Origin of the sequence: Paraglaciecola sp. 20A4 (assembly GCF_011378905.1) — a bacterium.
Classification (GTDB): domain Bacteria; phylum Pseudomonadota; class Gammaproteobacteria; order Enterobacterales; family Alteromonadaceae; genus Paraglaciecola.
In genome coordinates, this window is sequence record NZ_WTPY01000005.1 from 1 (window position 1) to 18,030 (window position 18,030).

Annotated in this window: 13 protein-coding genes and 1 tRNA gene; all 14 read right to left on the reverse strand. The window is 43.3% G+C overall.

Going from position 1 to position 18,030, the window contains the following annotated elements:
* On the reverse strand, window positions 1-159 hold a 159-nt coding region (locus GQS54_RS07155; RefSeq protein ID WP_240919865.1), incomplete at its 3' end, for a GTP-binding protein.
* Window positions 160-222: 63 nt separating this feature from the next.
* Window positions 223-2,328, reverse strand: a complete 2,106-nt coding sequence (gene fusA, locus GQS54_RS07160; protein WP_166423339.1) for an elongation factor G — start codon at window positions 2,326-2,328, stop codon at window positions 223-225.
* Window positions 2,329-2,340: 12 nt separating this feature from the next.
* Complete coding sequence (gene rpsG / locus GQS54_RS07165; protein ID WP_040513515.1) at window positions 2,341-2,811, reverse strand: 30S ribosomal protein S7; 471 nt, start codon at window positions 2,809-2,811, stop codon at window positions 2,341-2,343.
* A 76-nt stretch (window positions 2,812-2,887) separates the two neighbouring features.
* Window positions 2,888-3,262 carry a 30S ribosomal protein S12 gene (gene rpsL, locus GQS54_RS07170; RefSeq protein WP_007102735.1) on the reverse strand — a complete coding sequence of 125 codons (375 nt, stop codon included), beginning with the start codon at window positions 3,260-3,262 and terminating at the stop codon, window positions 2,888-2,890.
* 209 nt (window positions 3,263-3,471) lie between these two features.
* Window positions 3,472-7,659, reverse strand: coding sequence for a DNA-directed RNA polymerase subunit beta' (gene rpoC / locus GQS54_RS07175; RefSeq protein WP_166423340.1), 4,188 nt, complete (start codon window positions 7,657-7,659; stop codon window positions 3,472-3,474).
* A gap of 89 nt (window positions 7,660-7,748) precedes the next feature.
* A complete protein-coding gene (gene rpoB / locus GQS54_RS07180) occupies window positions 7,749-11,777 on the reverse strand; it encodes a DNA-directed RNA polymerase subunit beta (RefSeq protein ID WP_166423341.1) in 4,029 nt (1,342 codons plus the stop codon).
* A gap of 278 nt (window positions 11,778-12,055) precedes the next feature.
* The gene (rplL, locus tag GQS54_RS07185; protein ID WP_166423342.1) at window positions 12,056-12,427 is read right to left on the reverse strand and encodes a 50S ribosomal protein L7/L12; all 372 of its coding nucleotides are present in this window, start codon (window positions 12,425-12,427) and stop codon (window positions 12,056-12,058) included.
* 55 nt (window positions 12,428-12,482) lie between these two features.
* Window positions 12,483-13,001, reverse strand: coding sequence for a 50S ribosomal protein L10 (gene rplJ / locus GQS54_RS07190; RefSeq protein WP_158771317.1), 519 nt, complete (start codon window positions 12,999-13,001; stop codon window positions 12,483-12,485).
* Between the two features lie 366 nt (window positions 13,002-13,367).
* On the reverse strand, window positions 13,368-14,066 hold the full coding sequence (gene rplA, locus GQS54_RS07195) for a 50S ribosomal protein L1 (RefSeq protein WP_166423343.1): 699 nt from the start codon (window positions 14,064-14,066) through the stop codon (window positions 13,368-13,370).
* Window positions 14,067-14,069: 3 nt separating this feature from the next.
* Entirely contained in the window at window positions 14,070-14,498 is a 429-nt protein-coding gene (rplK, locus tag GQS54_RS07200) for a 50S ribosomal protein L11 (RefSeq protein ID WP_007102741.1), read from the reverse strand.
* Between the two features lie 194 nt (window positions 14,499-14,692).
* On the reverse strand, window positions 14,693-15,265 hold the full coding sequence (nusG, locus tag GQS54_RS07205) for a transcription termination/antitermination protein NusG (protein ID WP_158771319.1): 573 nt from the start codon (window positions 15,263-15,265) through the stop codon (window positions 14,693-14,695).
* A gap of 3 nt (window positions 15,266-15,268) precedes the next feature.
* Window positions 15,269-15,646 carry a preprotein translocase subunit SecE gene (secE, locus tag GQS54_RS07210; protein WP_158771320.1) on the reverse strand — a complete coding sequence of 126 codons (378 nt, stop codon included), beginning with the start codon at window positions 15,644-15,646 and terminating at the stop codon, window positions 15,269-15,271.
* A 254-nt stretch (window positions 15,647-15,900) separates the two neighbouring features.
* Window positions 15,901-15,977 (reverse strand) — tRNA-Trp (locus tag GQS54_RS07215).
* Between the two features lie 190 nt (window positions 15,978-16,167).
* A complete protein-coding gene (locus GQS54_RS07220; RefSeq protein WP_166423344.1) occupies window positions 16,168-18,009 on the reverse strand; it encodes an ABC transporter ATP-binding protein in 1,842 nt (613 codons plus the stop codon).
* Between the last annotated feature and the right edge of the window lie 21 nt (window positions 18,010-18,030).

An 18,030-nucleotide genomic window follows, 5' to 3' on the forward strand; every position in this document is an offset into this window, starting at 1 on the left:
AGCGTTATCGATTTGATCGAAAGCAGATGCGTTACCGCCGTACGTTTTAGCGAGTACAGTAGTGATTGCAGCTGTTAGGGTAGTTTTACCGTGGTCAACGTGGCCGATAGTACCGACGTTTACATGGGGTTTAGTACGTTCAAACTTTGCTTTTGCCATTTTACAAATTTCCTAAGTTAAAAACCCGGCCCTACTAATGTAGAAAACCGGACCAGACCTTTATTAAGATTGACGAGCGTCAATAATGGCTTTCGCAACATTATTAGGCGCTTCTGAATAATTAAAAAATTCCATTGAATATGATGCTCTTCCTTGCGTAGCTGAACGCAAGTCAGTAGCGTATCCAAACATTTCAGATAGCGGTACTTTAGCAAGAACAATCTTGATACCAGCGACACCATCTTCCATACCTTCGATTACACCACGTCGGCGATTTAAATCACCAACAACATCACCCATCCAGTCTTCTGGGGTGGTAACTTCAACTTTCATTGTGGGTTCAAGCAATACAGGTTTTGCCTCAGCAGCGCCCTTTCTAAAACCCATTGACCCAGCGATTTTAAACGCCATTTCAGAAGAGTCAACATCATGATATGAACCATCGAATAAGGTAACTTTTACATCAAGCACCGGATAACCCGCGAGCACACCATTTTGCATCTGTTCGTGGATACCTTTATCAACTGACGGAATGAATTCTTTTGGAACCGCACCACCGACTATGTTGTTAACGAACTCGTATCCAGCCCCTTCTTCATTAGGCTCGACTGTAAGCCAAACATGACCAAACTGACCGCGGCCACCTGATTGACGAACAAACTTACCTTCAACGTCGACTTTGCCACGAATGGTTTCGCGATAAGCAACTTGAGGTTTACCTACATTGCATTCAACGCTGAATTCACGTCTCATGCGATCTACAATGATATCTAGATGAAGTTCACCCATCCCAGATATAATTGTTTGTCCTGACTCTTCGTCAGTATTGACTTTAAAAGACGGATCTTCAGCAGCTAGTTTACCTAGCGCTAATCCCATTTTTTCTTGATCAGCTTGTGAGCGAGGCTCAACAGCAATAGAAATTACGGGTTCAGGAAAATCCATCCGTTCGAGGGTAATAATATGATTCGGATCACACAAAGTATCACCGGTAGTCACATCTTTCAGGCCTATCGCCGCGGCGATATCCCCTGCTCGAACTTGTTTGAGTTCCTCACGGTCCTTAGCGTGCATTTGCACGATACGACCAAAACGTTCACGTTTCGCTTTAACAGGGTTATAAACGCTATCACCAGTGTTTACCACACCCGAGTAACAACGGAAAAATGTTAAAGTACCCACGAAAGGGTCAGTTGCAATTTTAAATGCTAAAGCAGCGAAAGGTGCATCATCGTCCGCAGGACGTGTCCCTTCGGTTTCATCTTTGTCATCTAAAATGCCGGTGATTGCAGGAACATCGATAGGTGCAGGTAAGAATTCTACAACTGCATCTAAAACCGCTTGCACTCCCTTATTCTTGAAAGCTGAACCACAGGTCGCTAACACAATTTCATTATTAATTGTGCGCTGGCGGAGTGCCGATTTGATCTCTTCTTCAGTTAGCTCTTCGCCTTCTAAATACTTGTTCATCAATTCGTCGTTCGCTTCTGCAGCTGCTTCAACAAGTTCGGTACGTAACTCTTCGGCTCTGTCTTGCAAATCAGCAGGGATCTCTTCATAGGTGAATGTCATTCCCTGATCAGCTTCGTTCCAATTAATGGCTTTCATCTTGATCAGATCAACAACACCTTTAAAGTTCTCTTCTGAACCAATATTGAGGTGAATAGGAATACATGTAGCACCGAGTCGTTTGCGAATTTGCGCAACCACTCGTTCAAAATCTGCACCGGTTCTGTCCATCTTATTGACAAATACAACCCGAGGGACATGGTATTTATCAGCTTGACGCCAGACGGTTTCTGATTGAGGTTCAACACCAGAAGAACCACAAAATACGACAACAGCACCATCAAGGACTCGCAAAGACCGCTCAACTTCAATTGTGAAGTCAACGTGTCCCGGCGTGTCAATGATGTTTATGCGGTGTAGATCGTATTGCTTATCCATACCTGCCCAAAAGCAGGTCGTTGCTGCCGAGGTAATGGTAATACCGCGCTCTTGTTCCTGTTCCATCCAATCCATGGTGGCAGCGCCATCATGGACTTCACCGATTTTATGAGACAAACCAGTATAGAATAAAACACGTTCCGTCGTCGTGGTCTTACCCGCGTCAACGTGAGCGACGATACCAATATTACGGTAGCGATTGATAGGCGTTATACGAGCCATAGCTTTCTCTTATTACCAGCGGTAGTGAGCGAAAGCTTTGTTGGCTTCAGCCATACGGTGAACGTCTTCACGTTTCTTAACCGCAGAACCTTTGTTTTCAGCAGCGTCGAGCATTTCAGCTGCAAGGCGTTGAGCCATTGATTTTTCACCACGTTTACGAGCAGCGTCAACTAACCAGCGCATACCTAGGGCATTACGACGAACAGGACGAACTTCTACTGGTACTTGGTACGTAGAACCACCCACACGGCGAGATTTAACTTCTACCGTAGGACGAATGTTGTCCAATGCATCTTCGAAAATTTCTAGTTGTGCTTTGCCAGCTTTTTCCGCAACAATGTCGAGTGCACCGTAAACGATCTTTTCAGCAGTCGATTTTTTGCCGTCTAACATTACGACATTCATAAATTTCGCAAGTAACTGTGATCCGAACTTAGGATCTGGTAGGATTTTGCGTTGACCTACAACTCTTCTTCTTGGCATCTTAATTCTCCGTAGAATTCAGGAATATCCCAAAACTCAATTAATACTTTAGTTTGGCCTTACTAACGGAGAACCGTTAAGACTTAGGCCTTTTAGCGCCGTACTTAGAACGGGCCTTTTTACGTGAACTTACGCCTGCGCAATCTAATGTACCGCGAACAGTGTGGTAACGAACACCTGGTAAATCTTTAACACGACCACCACGAATAAGAACAACACTGTGTTCTTGTAGGTTATGGCCTTCACCACCGATGTATGAAGAAACTTCAAAACCGTTGGTCAAACGAACACGACAAACTTTACGCAATGCAGAGTTTGGCTTCTTTGGAGTGGTGGTATATACACGAGTACATACACCACGGCGTTGTGGACAGGCCTGCAATGCCGCTACGTTGCTCTTCGCATCGGGCTTTTGGCGTGGCTTGCGCACTAACTGGTTAACTGTTGCCATTAACTAGCTCCTGGTTAAAATTACGACTGGAATACCCTTTATATAGGATATAAAACGCGAAAAATCCGCGACCCAATATTTGTTACCAAATTTCGGGTCGCGGAAGTCTAATGACCAAAGTTTGACCTGTCAAGTATGAACACCAATAAAGGCATATTAATGCCGATATTGGCGTCCTCACTCGTCAAATTAACAAATGATCCTATTTCTTACTCGTCAGATGATGGCGTATCCATAACTTCGGCATTTAGTGCTTCGGTTAGGGCTTGCTCAGCATCTTCAGCAGAGACAGATAATGCTTCAACTGCCTGACGTTCTGCTAATTTTCTTGCAGTACGTTTTTGGTGATACGAGAAACCGGTACCGGCGGGTATCAAACGACCTACAATAACGTTCTCTTTCAAGCCACGTAACTCATCTTCTTTACCTTGCACAGCGGCTTCAGTAAGTACTCGAGTCGTTTCTTGGAAAGATGCCGCTGAGATAAATGACTCAGTAGACAACGATGCTTTCGTGATACCCAATAACTGTGTTTCGTACTGAGCAGGGATTTTTCCTTGCTTTTCCAATTCACGGTTAGCGATTTTCACGTTAGACACTTCAACTTGCTCACCTTCTAGGAAGTTACTGTCACCTGCGTAAGTGATCATACACTTACGAAGCATTTGACGAATAACTACTTCGATGTGCTTATCGTTAATTTTAACCCCTTGTAGGCGGTAAACTTCTTGAACTTCATTAACGATGTAGTTAGATACAGCACTGATACCACGTAAGCGTAATATGTCATGTGGTGACTCAGCGCCATCCGCAATAACTTCGCCTTTCTCAACGTTTTCACCTTCAAATACGTTAAGTTGACGCCATTTAGGGATCATCTCTTCGTATGCATCAGCGTCCTTCGGCGTGATAACTAGGCGTTTCTTACCTTTGGTTTCTTTACCCCAACCAATGGTACCTGAGATTTCCGCAAGAATAGCCGGCTCTTTAGGTTTACGTGCTTCAAACAAATCAGCAACACGTGGTAAACCACCGGTAATATCACGTGTCTTCGAGCTTTCCTGAGGAATACGTGCTAACACGTCACCCGGCTTAGCCTGCATACCGTCGGTTGCTTCGATTGTGGTAAAACTAGGTAAACGAATTTCTTGTAAACCGTGTTCTTCACTTTCAAGGATTAACTTAGGCTCTTTAGCATTTGCTTTAGATAAGTCATTAACAACGATACGTGTAAGACCTGTCAACTCATCCTGCTGCATCTCAGTGTTACTGTCATCGATGTCAGCATAACTAATCTTAGCTTGACGCTCAGTAACGATTGGATGCGAATGCGGGTCCCAGTTTGCGACGACTTCACCGCTTGTAACGGTACAGTTATCATCAGTGGTTAAAATGGCACCGTAAGGCACTTTATAACGCTCTTTCTCACGACCTTGATCATCAATAATAGTGATTTCAGTTGAACGAGAAACGATAACAACTTTGTCATCTGTGTTACGGACAAACTTGGCGTTTTGCAGTTTCAACGTACCGGTGGTTTTCACTTGTACATTATTTTCTGCAGATGCTCTAGATGCCGCACCACCGATGTGGAACGTACGCATGGTAAGCTGTGTACCTGGTTCACCGATAGATTGTGCTGCAATAACACCTACCGCTTCACCGTGTCCAACCATGTGTCCACGTGCAAGATCACGACCGTAACATCTAGCACATACACCAAAGTCGTTTTCACAGGTAATAACCGAGCGAACCATGATTTGGTCTACTGAGTTAATCTCAAGCAAGTCAACCAAGGCTTCATCTAGCAGCACATTACGCTCTACTAGAATTTCATTAGAACCAGGTTTCATAACGTCTTCGGCAACTGTACGACCTAGTACTCGCTCACGAAGCGGCTCAACAACATCACCACCTTCGATTAATGGTGTCATTTTAACACCTTCGACGGTGCCACAATCTTCGTTGTTAATAACCAAATCTTGTGCAACATCAACCAAACGACGTGTTAAGTAACCCGAGTTTGCTGTTTTCAATGCCGTATCGGCCAAACCTTTACGCGCACCGTGAGTAGAGATAAAGTACTGAAGTACGTTTAGTCCTTCACGGAAGTTAGCAGTGATAGGTGTTTCAATGATTGAACCATCTGGTTTAGCCATCAAACCACGCATACCTGCCAACTGACGTATCTGTGCGGCACTACCACGAGCACCAGAATCGGCCATCATAAATACTGAGTTAAATGATGCTTGTTCTTCCATTTCGCCGTCACGATTTTTAACCGTTTCAGTTGAAAGATTCTCCATCATGGCTTTAGCTACTTTTTCGTTAGCGTTTGACCAGATATCGATAACTTTGTTGTAACGCTCACCAGCAGTAACAAGACCAGACTGGAATTGTTCCTGGATTTCACGTACTTCAGCTTCAGCACCTTCAATAATGTCTTTCTTCGCATCAGGTATAACCATGTCATCAATACCAACAGACGCACCAGCGATCATCGCGTAGTGGAAACCGGTATACATGATTTGGTCAGCTGCGATTACTGTATCTTTCAGACCTAATGTACGGTAACAAGCGTTCAATAAGCGAGAAATCATTTTCTTGCCCATAGCTTGGTTAATTAACTCAAAAGGTAAACCTTTTGGTAATGCCAAGTACAGAAGAGCACGACCGACAGTGGTATCTGTCAGGGTTGTTTTCTCTGTCTTAGTACCATCTTCGGCAACTTCGTATTCAGTCATACGTACTTTAACGCGCGCATGTAACTCTGCATGACCCGTACGGTAAGCTTTTTCAGCTTCGTCAGGGTTCATGAACATCATACCTTCACCTAAACCATTAACACGGTCACGTGTCATATAGTACAAGCCCATTACAACATCCTGTGAAGGAACGATAATTGGCTCACCATTGGCGGGTGATAAAATGTTGTTCGTTGACATCATTAGCGCACGAGATTCTAGCTGTGCTTCTATCGTCAACGGAATGTGAACAGCCATTTGGTCACCATCGAAGTCGGCGTTGTAAGCCGCACATACTAATGGGTGCAATTGGATTGCCTTACCTTCGATTAGGGTGGGTTCAAATGCTTGAATCCCCAAACGGTGAAGTGTAGGCGCACGGTTAAGTAATACAGGGTGTTCACGAATAACTTCGTCAAGCACATCCCATACTTCCGGATCTTCACGTTCAACTAATTTTTTAGCTGCTTTAATCGTAGTAGCTAAACCACGTCCTTCTAATTTTCCATAGATGAACGGTTTAAATAACTCAAGTGCCATCTTCTTAGGAAGACCACACTGATGTAAACGTAAGGTAGGACCAACGGTGATAACCGAACGACCAGAGTAATCTACACGTTTACCCAATAAGTTTTGACGGAAACGACCTTGCTTACCTTTGATCATATCAGCCAAAGATTTAAGAGGACGTTTATTGGAACCCGTAATAGCGCGACCACGACGACCGTTATCTAAAAGCGCATCTACCGCTTCTTGTAACATACGTTTTTCGTTACGCACGATAATATCGGGCGCAGCAAGGTCTAGTAGACGCTTCAAACGGTTGTTACGGTTAATAACACGACGATATAAATCGTTTAGATCTGAGGTAGCAAAACGGCCACCATCAAGCGGTACCAATGGACGCAAGTCTGGTGGTAACACTGGAAGTACAGTCAAAATCATCCATTCTGGCTTGTTGCCAGACAGTTGGAAAGACTCGAGTAACTTCAAGCGCTTAGTGATTTTCTTACGACGAGTTTCAGAATTAATACTTGGCAATTCTTCGCGCATCGCAACAACATCAGCATCAACGTCTAACGCTTTGAGCAATTCGTAAACTGCTTCTGCGCCCATCTTAGCTTCAAACTCATCACCATGTTCTTCAAGTGCATCCAAATATTCTTCTTCTGAAAGAAGTTGGCTACGCTCGAGTGTTGTCATGCCAGGCTCAGCAACAACGTACGATTCAAAGTAAAGCACACGTTCAATATCACGAAGTGTCATATCAAGCATCAAACCGATACGTGATGGTAATGATTTAAGGAACCAAATATGTGCAACTGGACTTGCCAATTCAATGTGGCCCATACGCTCACGGCGTACTTTGGTTAAGGTTACTTCAACGCCACATTTTTCACATATAACGCCACGGTGCTTAAGGCGTTTATATTTGCCACATAAACACTCGTAGTCTTTAACCGGTCCAAAAATACGCGCACAAAACAAGCCATCACGCTCAGGCTTGAAAGTACGGTAGTTAATGGTTTCTGGCTTCTTAACCTCACCAAAAGACCATGAACGGATCATGTCAGGTGACGCAAGTCCGATTCGAATGTTATCGAATTCTTCGGTCTTGTGTTGTTGCTTAAGAAACTTTAATAAGTCTTTCACATTACTCTCCCAGCGGAGTCAGTTGAAAAAGCCCGGTGAATGCAGTGCATCCCCCGGACTATCCTGTCGTTAAGCTCTGCAGACGCGGCTTATTGCTCTTCCAGCTCGATGTTGATACCCAGTGAGCGAATTTCTTTCAACAATACGTTGAAAGATTCAGGCATACCAGGATCCATGCGGTGATCACCGTCTACGATGTTTTTATACATCTTAGTACGACCATTCACATCATCAGATTTAACTGTCAGCATCTCTTGCAAGGTATAAGCAGCACCGTAAGCTTCAAGTGCCCACACTTCCATCTCTCCGAAGCGTTGACCACCGAATTGAGCTTTACCACCCAACGGTTGCTGTGTAACCAAGCTGTACGAGCCAGTTGAGCGAGCATGCATTTTGTCATCAACCAAGTGGTTAAGTTTCAACATATACATGTAGCCAACTGTTACTGGGCGTTCAAATGCGCGACCAGTACGACCGTCAAACAAGGTGATTTGTCCGCTTTCCGGAATATCAGCAAGCGTAAGCATGTGTTTGATTTCTGCTTCAGTAGCACCATCAAATACCGGTGTTGCCATAGGCACACCTTTGCGTAAGTTGTCTGCTAAACGGTTGATTTCATCATCAGTAAAGTTATCAAGATCCACGACTTGGCGAGACTTACCAGCACCGTACACTTCTTTAAGGAAGCCACGTAACTTAGTCATCTCTTCATGCTCTTTGAGCATGCGATCGATTTTCACACCGATTCCGTGAGCTGCCATACCTAAGTGAGTTTCTAAGATTTGACCGATGTTCATACGTGACGGAACACCTAACGGGTTCAATACGATATCGACCGGCGTACCGTCAGAATCGTAAGGCATGTCTTCAACTGGTTTAATAGTTGAAATAACACCTTTGTTTCCGTGACGACCAGCCATCTTATCACCAGGTTGAATCTGACGTTTAACAGCCAAATAAACCTTAACAATCTTAAGAACGCCTGGTTGAAGATCATCACCTTGGGTAATCTTGCGACGTTTGATTTCAAATTTCTTATCGAAATCAGCTTTGATTTCAATAAATTGATCCGCAATCTGCTCAAGCTCTCCTTGAGAATCGTCGTTAGACAAGGTTAGGTCGAACCATTTTTCACGTTGAGCAGACTCTAAACGAGACTCTTCAATACCATCTTTAAGCAACAAGTTTTTCGCACGAGCAAATATGCCGTCAGCAAGAATATTGAATTCATCTGACAAATCTTTCTTCACTTGACGTAGTTGCATGCCTTCAATTTCAAGTGCACGCTTATCTTTTTCTACGCCGTCACGAGTGAATACTTGTACGTCAATAACGGTACCGCGAACGCTGTTAGGCACACGCAATGAAGTATCTTTAACGTCAGAAGCTTTCTCACCGAAAATAGCGCGTAAAAGTTTCTCTTCTGGCGTGAGTTGCGTTTCACCTTTTGGTGTCACTTTACCCACTAAGATATCGCCGCCTTTAACTTCAGCACCGATGTAAACTACGCCTGATTCATCTAATTTACCTAACGCAGATTCACCTACATTTGGAATATCAGAACTGATTTCTTCTGGCCCAAGCTTGGTGTCACGCGCAACACAACTCAATTCTTGAATATGAATTGTAGTGAAGCGGTCTTCCATAGCTACACGCTCTGAAATCAAGATAGAATCTTCGAAGTTGTAACCATTCCAAGGCATAAATGCGATACGCATATTTTGCCCTAATGCTAATTCACCTAAATCCGTAGACGGACCATCAGCTAGCACATCACCCGCAACAATTGGCTCACCAACATTACAAGTAGGACGCTGGTTGATACAGGTGTTTTGGTTAGAACGGGTATATTTTGTTAAGTTGTAGATATCGATGCCTGCTTCGCCGGCAACGGTTTCTTCTTCATTAACTTTTATAACGATACGGCTGGCATCTACGTAGTCAACATTACCACCACGTTTAGCAACAACTGTAACACCCGAATCTACTGCTACGATTTTTTCCATACCAGTACCTACCAACGGCTTCTCAGCGCGTAAAGTAGGAACAGCTTGACGTTGCATGTTCGCACCCATTAAGGCTCGGTTAGCATCATCGTGTTCTAAGAACGGGATGATACTGGCAGCAACAGAAACGATTTGCTGAGGAGATACATCCATGTAGGTGATCTCTGAGCTTTCTTTTAATGTTGTTTCACCGCGGTGACGACAAGGGATCAAGTCATCCGCAAGACGACCATTCTCATCCAACACGACGTTAGCCTGTGCGATTGAGAATTGACCTTCTTCGATTGCTGATAAGTAATCGATTTCGTCAGTCACAACACCATCTACTATCTTACGATACGGTGTTTCAAGGAAACCAAAATCATTGGTACGGGCATAGCTCGCCAATGAATTGATCAAACCGATGTTCGGTCCCTCAGGTGTTTCAATTGGACATACTCGACCGTAGTGAGTCGGGTGTACATCTCGTACTTCAAAGCCTGCACGTTCACGTGTTAGACCACCCGGGCCTAAGGCTGAAATACGACGTTTATGGGTTACTTCAGACAACGGGTTGTTCTGATCCATAAACTGCGATAACTGGCTTGAGCCGAAGAACTCTTTTACCGCTGCCGAAATAGGCTTAGCGTTAATAAGATCTTGTGGCATAACCGCATCTAAATCGCCTAGGCTCAAACGTTCCTTAACGGCACGTTCAACGCGAACTAGACCAACACGGAATTGGTTTTCAGCCATCTCGCCAACAGAACGAATACGTCTGTTACCCAAGTGATCGATATCATCAACGTCGTCTTTACCGTCACGAATCGTGATCAGTTGCTTCATTACATCGACTATATCGTCTTTATCTAACGTACCTGAACCAATTGAAGACTCACGACCTAAACGACGGTTGAACTTCATACGACCAACAGAGGAAAGGTCATAACGGTCTTCAGAGAAGAACAAGTTATTGAACAGTGTTTCTGCGGCGTCTTTAGTCGGTGGCTCACCAGGACGCATCATACGATAGATTTCAACTAACGCTTCTAAGCGGTTTGTTGAGCTATCAATACGCAAGGTGTCAGAAATATAAGCACCGTGATCAAGTTCGTTAATATATAAAGTTTCAAAACTCTTATATCCGGCTTCTGTAAGCGCTAAAATATTTTCAAGAGTCAACAGGTCGTTCGCAGCAACAACTAGCTCACCAGTTTCTTTATCCACATAATCACACGCGAATACACGGCCAACTAAATACTCTGCAGGAACTTCTAGCTCAACGATATTAGCTTTTTCAAGTGCTCGAGTATGACGAGCTGAAATACGACGGCCTGATTCTACAAGCACGTTTCCTTCCAAGTCTAAGATATCAAATTGTGCTGTTTCACCACGTAGGCGATCAGGCACGATATCAGACATGAAACGATTACCATCGACACGGACTTGGTTCTTCTCAAAGAACAAACCAAGAATCTCTTCGGTAGGTATTTCTAATGCACGTAGCATGATAGTCGCGGGTAATTTACGACGTCTATCGATACGAACATAAAGGTTATCTTTAGGGTCAAATTCAAAGTCTAACCACGAACCACGGTAAGGAATAACGCGCGCGTTATATAACACTTTACCTGATGAGTGAGTTTTACCTTTATCGTGATCAAAGAATACGCCTGGCGAACGGTGTAACTGAGATACGATAACTCGCTCAGTACCGTTGATGACGAAAGTTCCATTATCAGTCATGAGCGGAATTTCGCCCATATAAACTTCTTGCTCTTTGATGTCTTTAACTGTGCCTGGTGCTGCTTCACGATCGAACAACACTAAACGCAATTTAACACGCAAAGGTGCTGAAAAGGTTACACCACGAATTTGACATTCTTTCACATCAAATACGGGTTCACCTAAACGGTAACTTACGTACTGTAATTCTGCGTTACCAGAGTAACTTTTTATTGGGAAAACTGATCTAAATGCTGCTTCCAGTCCATGCTGACCATCGACGTCAAGGTCAATAAACTTTTTAAAAGAATCAAGCTGGATTGAAAGTAGATACGGTATTTCCAATACCTGTGGGCGTTTGCCAAAATCCTTACGGATACGTTTCTTTTCGCTATAAGAGTAAACCATGGGTTCCTCAGCCTGCCGATTTTTGACCCAACTTGCTAAATAGATTTTCTATGAAGCAAACTTCCAGCACCCTTTATTTTACACTTTAACCGTTTACCAAAGTCATTAAGAGGCTTACTTAACTTATTGGTTTTATTTAGGTTTAAATGCAATTTGCGCTAACAGATAGAATAAATTTTAAAGGATGAAAATACTTTATTCTACAGCGCAAAAAGGCTGGTGATTAAAAAATCACCAGCCTAAGCCATTTTCAGGCTAATAACCTGTCGTTAGACAGATTACTTAAGCTCAACTTCAGCGCCAGCTTCTTCAAGCGTCTTCTTAAGTTCTTCAGCTTCTGCTTTCGCAACACCTTCTTTAATAGCTTTAGGTGCAGACTCAACTACTTCTTTAGCTTCTTTCAAGCCAAGACCAGTTGCGCTACGAACAGCTTTAATTACTGCAACTTTGTTACCACCGAAAGATGTTAAAACAACATCGAATTCAGTTTGTTCAGCAGCAGCTTCGCCAGCAGCAGCAGGAGCAGCAGCAGCAACAGCAGCAGTAGCTGTTACACCGAATTTCTCTTCTGCAGCTTCGATAAGCTCAACAAGGTCCATTACTGGCATTTCAGCAATCGCGTTTAAAATATCTTCTTTGGTTAGAGCCATTTCTCTAAACTCCTGGGTTTAATGATTAAAAATTTAAAATGTACAAAGAACCAAATTATTTGGTTTCTTTGATCGCTGCCAATACACGCACAAACTTGCTTGGAATTTCGTTAATAGTTTGAACAAATTTCCCAACAGGTGCTTTAAAGGTTGCAAGCAATCTTGCAAGCGCTTCGTCGCGGGTCGGCAAGGATGCCACTGCGTCCAATTTATCAGGACCCAATAGACCACTACCAATAGAAAGGGCAGTAACGTTTAACTTGGCATTCGTTTTAGCGAAGTCTTTAAAAAGACGCGCTGCACCACCAGGTGCTTCAATCGAAAATCCGTAAATTAACGGACCAGTTAAGGCACTTTCCAAATCAGAAAACTTAGTGTCGGCTAATGCACGTTTAGCTAAGGTATTTCTAACAACTTTTAGATATACGCCTTGCTCACGAGCTTTAACACGAAGTTCAGTTAGTTCTGATACTTCCATACCACGGTATTCAGCAACGGCAACGGATAGAGCTTGAGATGCAATATCGCTAACTTCCGCGACGATCTCTTTCTTTGCTGCTAAGCCTAGTGCCACTGTGTTCACCTTCTTAAAGTCTGAAAGACATATTACTTATAATGCCGTTCAGGATTCACAGATTGATAAAACGCCCATTATTGGTTAATCCAAAATGAATATTTTACCGCTCTACGGTGTTCGTTAATCCCAGAGAGTCTGAGTCGAAATCACCGTCTGCGCAGGCTTTTGTTTTAAGTAAAACATTTAAGATTTTTCAATCTATATGTAACTGCTCTCTTACTTCAGTTACTGTTTTACGCCTGCGGTCTTGGACGGGAGTCATGTGTTAGTAAAAACAATGACTCCAACCCATACCTTTCTAGAGAGAATAACTAGCCTAATATTCAGCTACTTACAAGTCCCTTAGTAAAACTAAGGCAAAAATTAAGCTGTTGCTAAACTAGCTTGGTCGATGGTAATACCAGCGCCCATAGTTGTGCTCAAGCTTATTTTCTTAATGTATATGCCTTTAGCCGATGAAGGCTTAGCTTTCTTAACCGCTTCAATCAAAGCTGACAAGTTTTCTTCGATTTGATTCGCTTCAAACGCAATCTTACCGATGCTGGCATGAATAATACCATTCTTGTCATTACGGTAACGAACCTGACCAGCTTTAGCATTTTTAACTGCTGTTGCTACGTCTGGCGTTACTGTACCTGTTTTAGGGTTAGGCATAAGACCACGTGGGCCTAAGATTTGGCCTAACATGCCTACAACACGCATTGCATCAGGAGAAGCAACAACAACGTCGAAGTTCATCTCGCCTTTCTTAACTAGTTCAGCTAAGTCTTCCATACCAACAATGTCAGCACCTGCTGCTTTAGCGGCTTCGACGTTTGCACCTTGAGTGAATACTGCAACACGTACTTCTTTACCTGTTCCGTTAGGTAGTACAGTTGCACCACGAACGTTTTGGTCAGATTTACGTGCATCGATGCCAAGGTTTACCGCAACATCAACACTTTCAGCGAACTTTGCAGAAGCAAGTTCTTTCAACAAGCTTACTGCTTCATTGAATTCGTATTCTTTCGTCGCTACAACTTTTTCACGTACAAGGCGAGCGCGTTTCGTTAATTTAGCCATTTCTTATCCCTCTACTACCAAGCCCATGCTGCGTGCAGAGCCAGCGATGGTACGGACAGCTGCATCAAGATCAGCTGCGGTTAAGTCTGGTTCTTTCGCTTTAGCAATTTCTTCTAATTGCGCAAGTGTCACTTTACCCACTTTTTCAGTGTTAGGACGACCAGAACCACTTTTGATACCAGCGGCTTTCTTAAGCATATAAGAAGCAGGTGATGTCTTGGTAACGAAGGTAAAAGAACGGTCTTCGTATACAGTAATTTCTACTGGAACCGGAGAACCTTTTTCCATATCGCCTGTTTTAGCATTGAATGCCTTACAGAATTCCATGATATTTACGCCTTTTTGACCCAATGCTGGACCAACTGGCGGACTTGGGTTAGCAGCACCAGCTGCAACCTGTAACTTGATAATGCCTGTGACTTTTTTAGCCATGATAATACTCTCAATTTATGGGTCAAACGCCTCGCGAACACTGAGTATGTTTGCGTAATTGGCTTCCCGTTCAACAAAAAGGGTCGCGAATTATAGATTAACTCACGACCCTTAGCAACTATTATGTACGAACTTTATGCAATTAGTGTTGATAGTATTAATCCAGACGGTGCAGCGCACCTAAAAAATCTGAATTAACCTTTCTCTACTTGTCCGAATTCTAACTCTACAGGTGTTGAACGACCAAAGATAAGAACCGACACTTTTAAACGGCTTTTCTCGTAGTCAACTTCTTCAACTGAACCATTAAAGTCAGCAAATGGACCATCAGTAACACGTACCACTTCACCTGGTTCAAACAAGGTCTTAGGTTTCGGTTTATCAACGCCTTCTTCAAGACGATTCAAGATAGCGTTCGCTTCTTTCTCGGTAATAGGTGCTGGGCGGTCAGATGTGCCACCGATGAAGCCTAAGACCCGAGGAACACTTTTGACTAAATGCCATGAATCTTCATTCATGTCCATTTGCACCAACACGTAACCAGGAAAGAACTTACGTTCACTTCTACGTTGTTGGCCTGAACGCATTTCAATTACTTCTTCAGTCGGCACTAAAATCTCGCCAAATGAATCTTCCATTTCATGCATTTTAATGTATTCAAGAAGTGTTTTTTTTACGCGCCCTTCATATTGGGAGAACGCTTGAACTACGTACCACTTTTTGTCCGATTTTTCTGAAACTTCTACATTTTCTGAATTTTCTGACATGCTCTAAATTCCTAAGCCGGTGATGAAAGAAACTAACTGTACGATAATGAGATCAAGTCCCCACAGTAGTAATGACATGAAGGCTGTAGCAACTAAAACGATAATAGTTGTTTGGGTTGCTTCTTGGCGCGTCGGCCAAACCACTTTACGCACTTCAGTGCGGGCGTCTTTCGCGAACGTCAAAAAGCTGCTTCCTTTTTCAGTTGAAGCGGCCATAAAACCGGCTACAACCACAGCTGCGACAACACCAAGTGCGCGATAAAGTACTGATATATCTCCATAGATGGAATTTGCTGCAACTGCACCACCTAATAAAACCACTACAACTAGCCATTTAACTAAGTCTAGTGGGTTCGAACTATTTTCCGCTTTTTCGCTCATGCTATTACCTAATACTAACTTAATCGCGACGCTATAAGTGGCGCGAGCGCCTTCCTATACACTTAGTTTTAATGCCAAAGTGGCAGGGGTGGAGGGATGATCTCAGTTACATCCTTGTAACTGACCGCAAGCGGCGCTGACGCGGTTCAAATCGTTCCAGACGATTTGTCGAACCCGTGGGCGTTCTCATCCCCCAACCTTCTACATTTGTGCTATGCAGACGCAGTAATACGCGCCTGTACTTTTACCTAATTTGGCAGGGGTGGAGGGATTCGAACCCCCAGCCATCGGTTTTGGAGACCGCTGTTCTACCAATTGGAACTACACCCCTAAAATACTGCTTTTAATAATCCCGCAAGCGAGACTAATTTTGCTTACACCAACCTTATGACGTCTTATATTTTTATGGAAAAATTTAGAATCACTAATAAGGAGGGAGGCGTATTATACTTATTAGTCCGTGTTATACAAGACGCAAACCACGATAAAGCATACTGCATACTCATGCTTTATCGCTTCGCTTACTCAACACCAATAAAACCGCCTGTTTGATGGGCCCACAATTTGGCATATATTCCTTGCTGCGCAAGCAGTTCTGTATGGGTTCCCGATTCCACAATACGTCCCTCGTCTAATATCAATAACCTGTCCATTTGGGCGATTGTAGATAGTCGATGGGCAATAGCTAATACCGTTTTATCTTCCATTACCTTGTTCAAACACTCTTGTATCGCCGCTTCGACTTCGGAATCTAGCGCCGATGTGGCCTCATCTAAAATAAGAATAGGTGCGTCTTTGAGCATGACTCGAGCAATTGCGATACGTTGCCGTTGACCTCCGGATAATTTCACCCCACGTTCACCCACTTGAGCGTCATATCCGGTTGCGCCATGCAAATCGGACAAGTGCTGAATGAATTCGTGTGATTCTGCTTGCTTAGCTGCAGCTAACATTTCTTCTTCACTAGCCCCTAAACGACCGTACAGAATATTGTCGCGAACTGAGCGGTGCAATAACGATGTATCTTGTGTCACCATACTAATATGTGAGCGCAGGCTTTCCTGAGTTATCTCACTAACGTCTTGTCCGTCAATTAATATTTTGCCGCTTTGAATATCAAAAAAGCGCAATAAAAGATTAACCAAGGTCGATTTCCCCGCTCCAGAACGTCCAACTAAACCGACTTTTTCTCCGGGTTTTATGTTGATATTTAAGTTTTTGAACACTTCGATTTGTTTATTCTCAGGACCAGGATAATTAAATGTTACATCAGCAAATGTAATTGCCCCGCCCTGCACTTTTAATGGCTGCGCATTCTCTTTATCTTTAACCGAGGTAGGTTTAGACAATGTATTAATACCGTCTTGTACCGTACCGATATTTTCGAAAAGCGATGAAACCTCCCACATAATCCACTGAGACATACCGTTTAAACGTAAGCATAAGGTAATAGCTATCGCGATATCCCCGGGGGTAACGACTTTCTCTAGCCAAAGCATGATTGACAGTGCGCTTATCGAGAACACCAATAATGCATTACTAAACCAAACACACGTATTAAGCAGTGTTACCAAACGCATTTGCGGATAAACCGTTTGCAAGAAGCCGTTCATCCCTTCATAGGCATAATCTGCTTCCCGGCTGGTGTGAGAAAAAAGCTTAACGGTAGCAATATTGCTGTAGCTGTCGACTATTCTGCCTGTCATGACACTTCGCGCATCAGCCTGACGCTGAGCAACCTGCTTTAGACGAGGCACGAAGAAACGTAAGACAGTGATATAAATCCCTAACCAAATCACCAATGGTAAGCTCAATCTCCAATCAATAGTGAACACCATCACCAAAATACTGAGGAAATAAACGCTGATATAGACCAATAAGTTTAATAATTGCATCACTGACTGACGGACAGATAAAGCTGTTTGCATGACTTTAGTGGCAATACGCCCGGCAAATTCGTTTTGGAAAAAGCTTACGCTCTGGCCAATAAGATAACGATGGGCCTGCCAACGAATACGCATGGGATAATTACCCATAAGCGTTTGATGGTTAATCAATGACTGAAGGGCTACACAACTGGGCAGAATAACGAGTATTACCGCCGACATCCAAATTAGGTGCGAACGCTCCTGTGTTAAGAATGTCTCTGGATCTTGTTCTGCTAACCAGTCCACTAATTGCCCAACAAATCCAAACAAAGAAACTTCTAACATGGCGATGATAGCTGCCAATATAGATACCGCAAAGATTGCAGGCCACATGCCTTTCGAATAATAACGGCAAAACGCTATCAGCCCTTTAGGCGGCTGCTCGGGTAAGTCTTGGGGAAACGGTTCTACTAACTTCTCAAAAAATGAAAACATACAAACAACTTATTAGGAAAA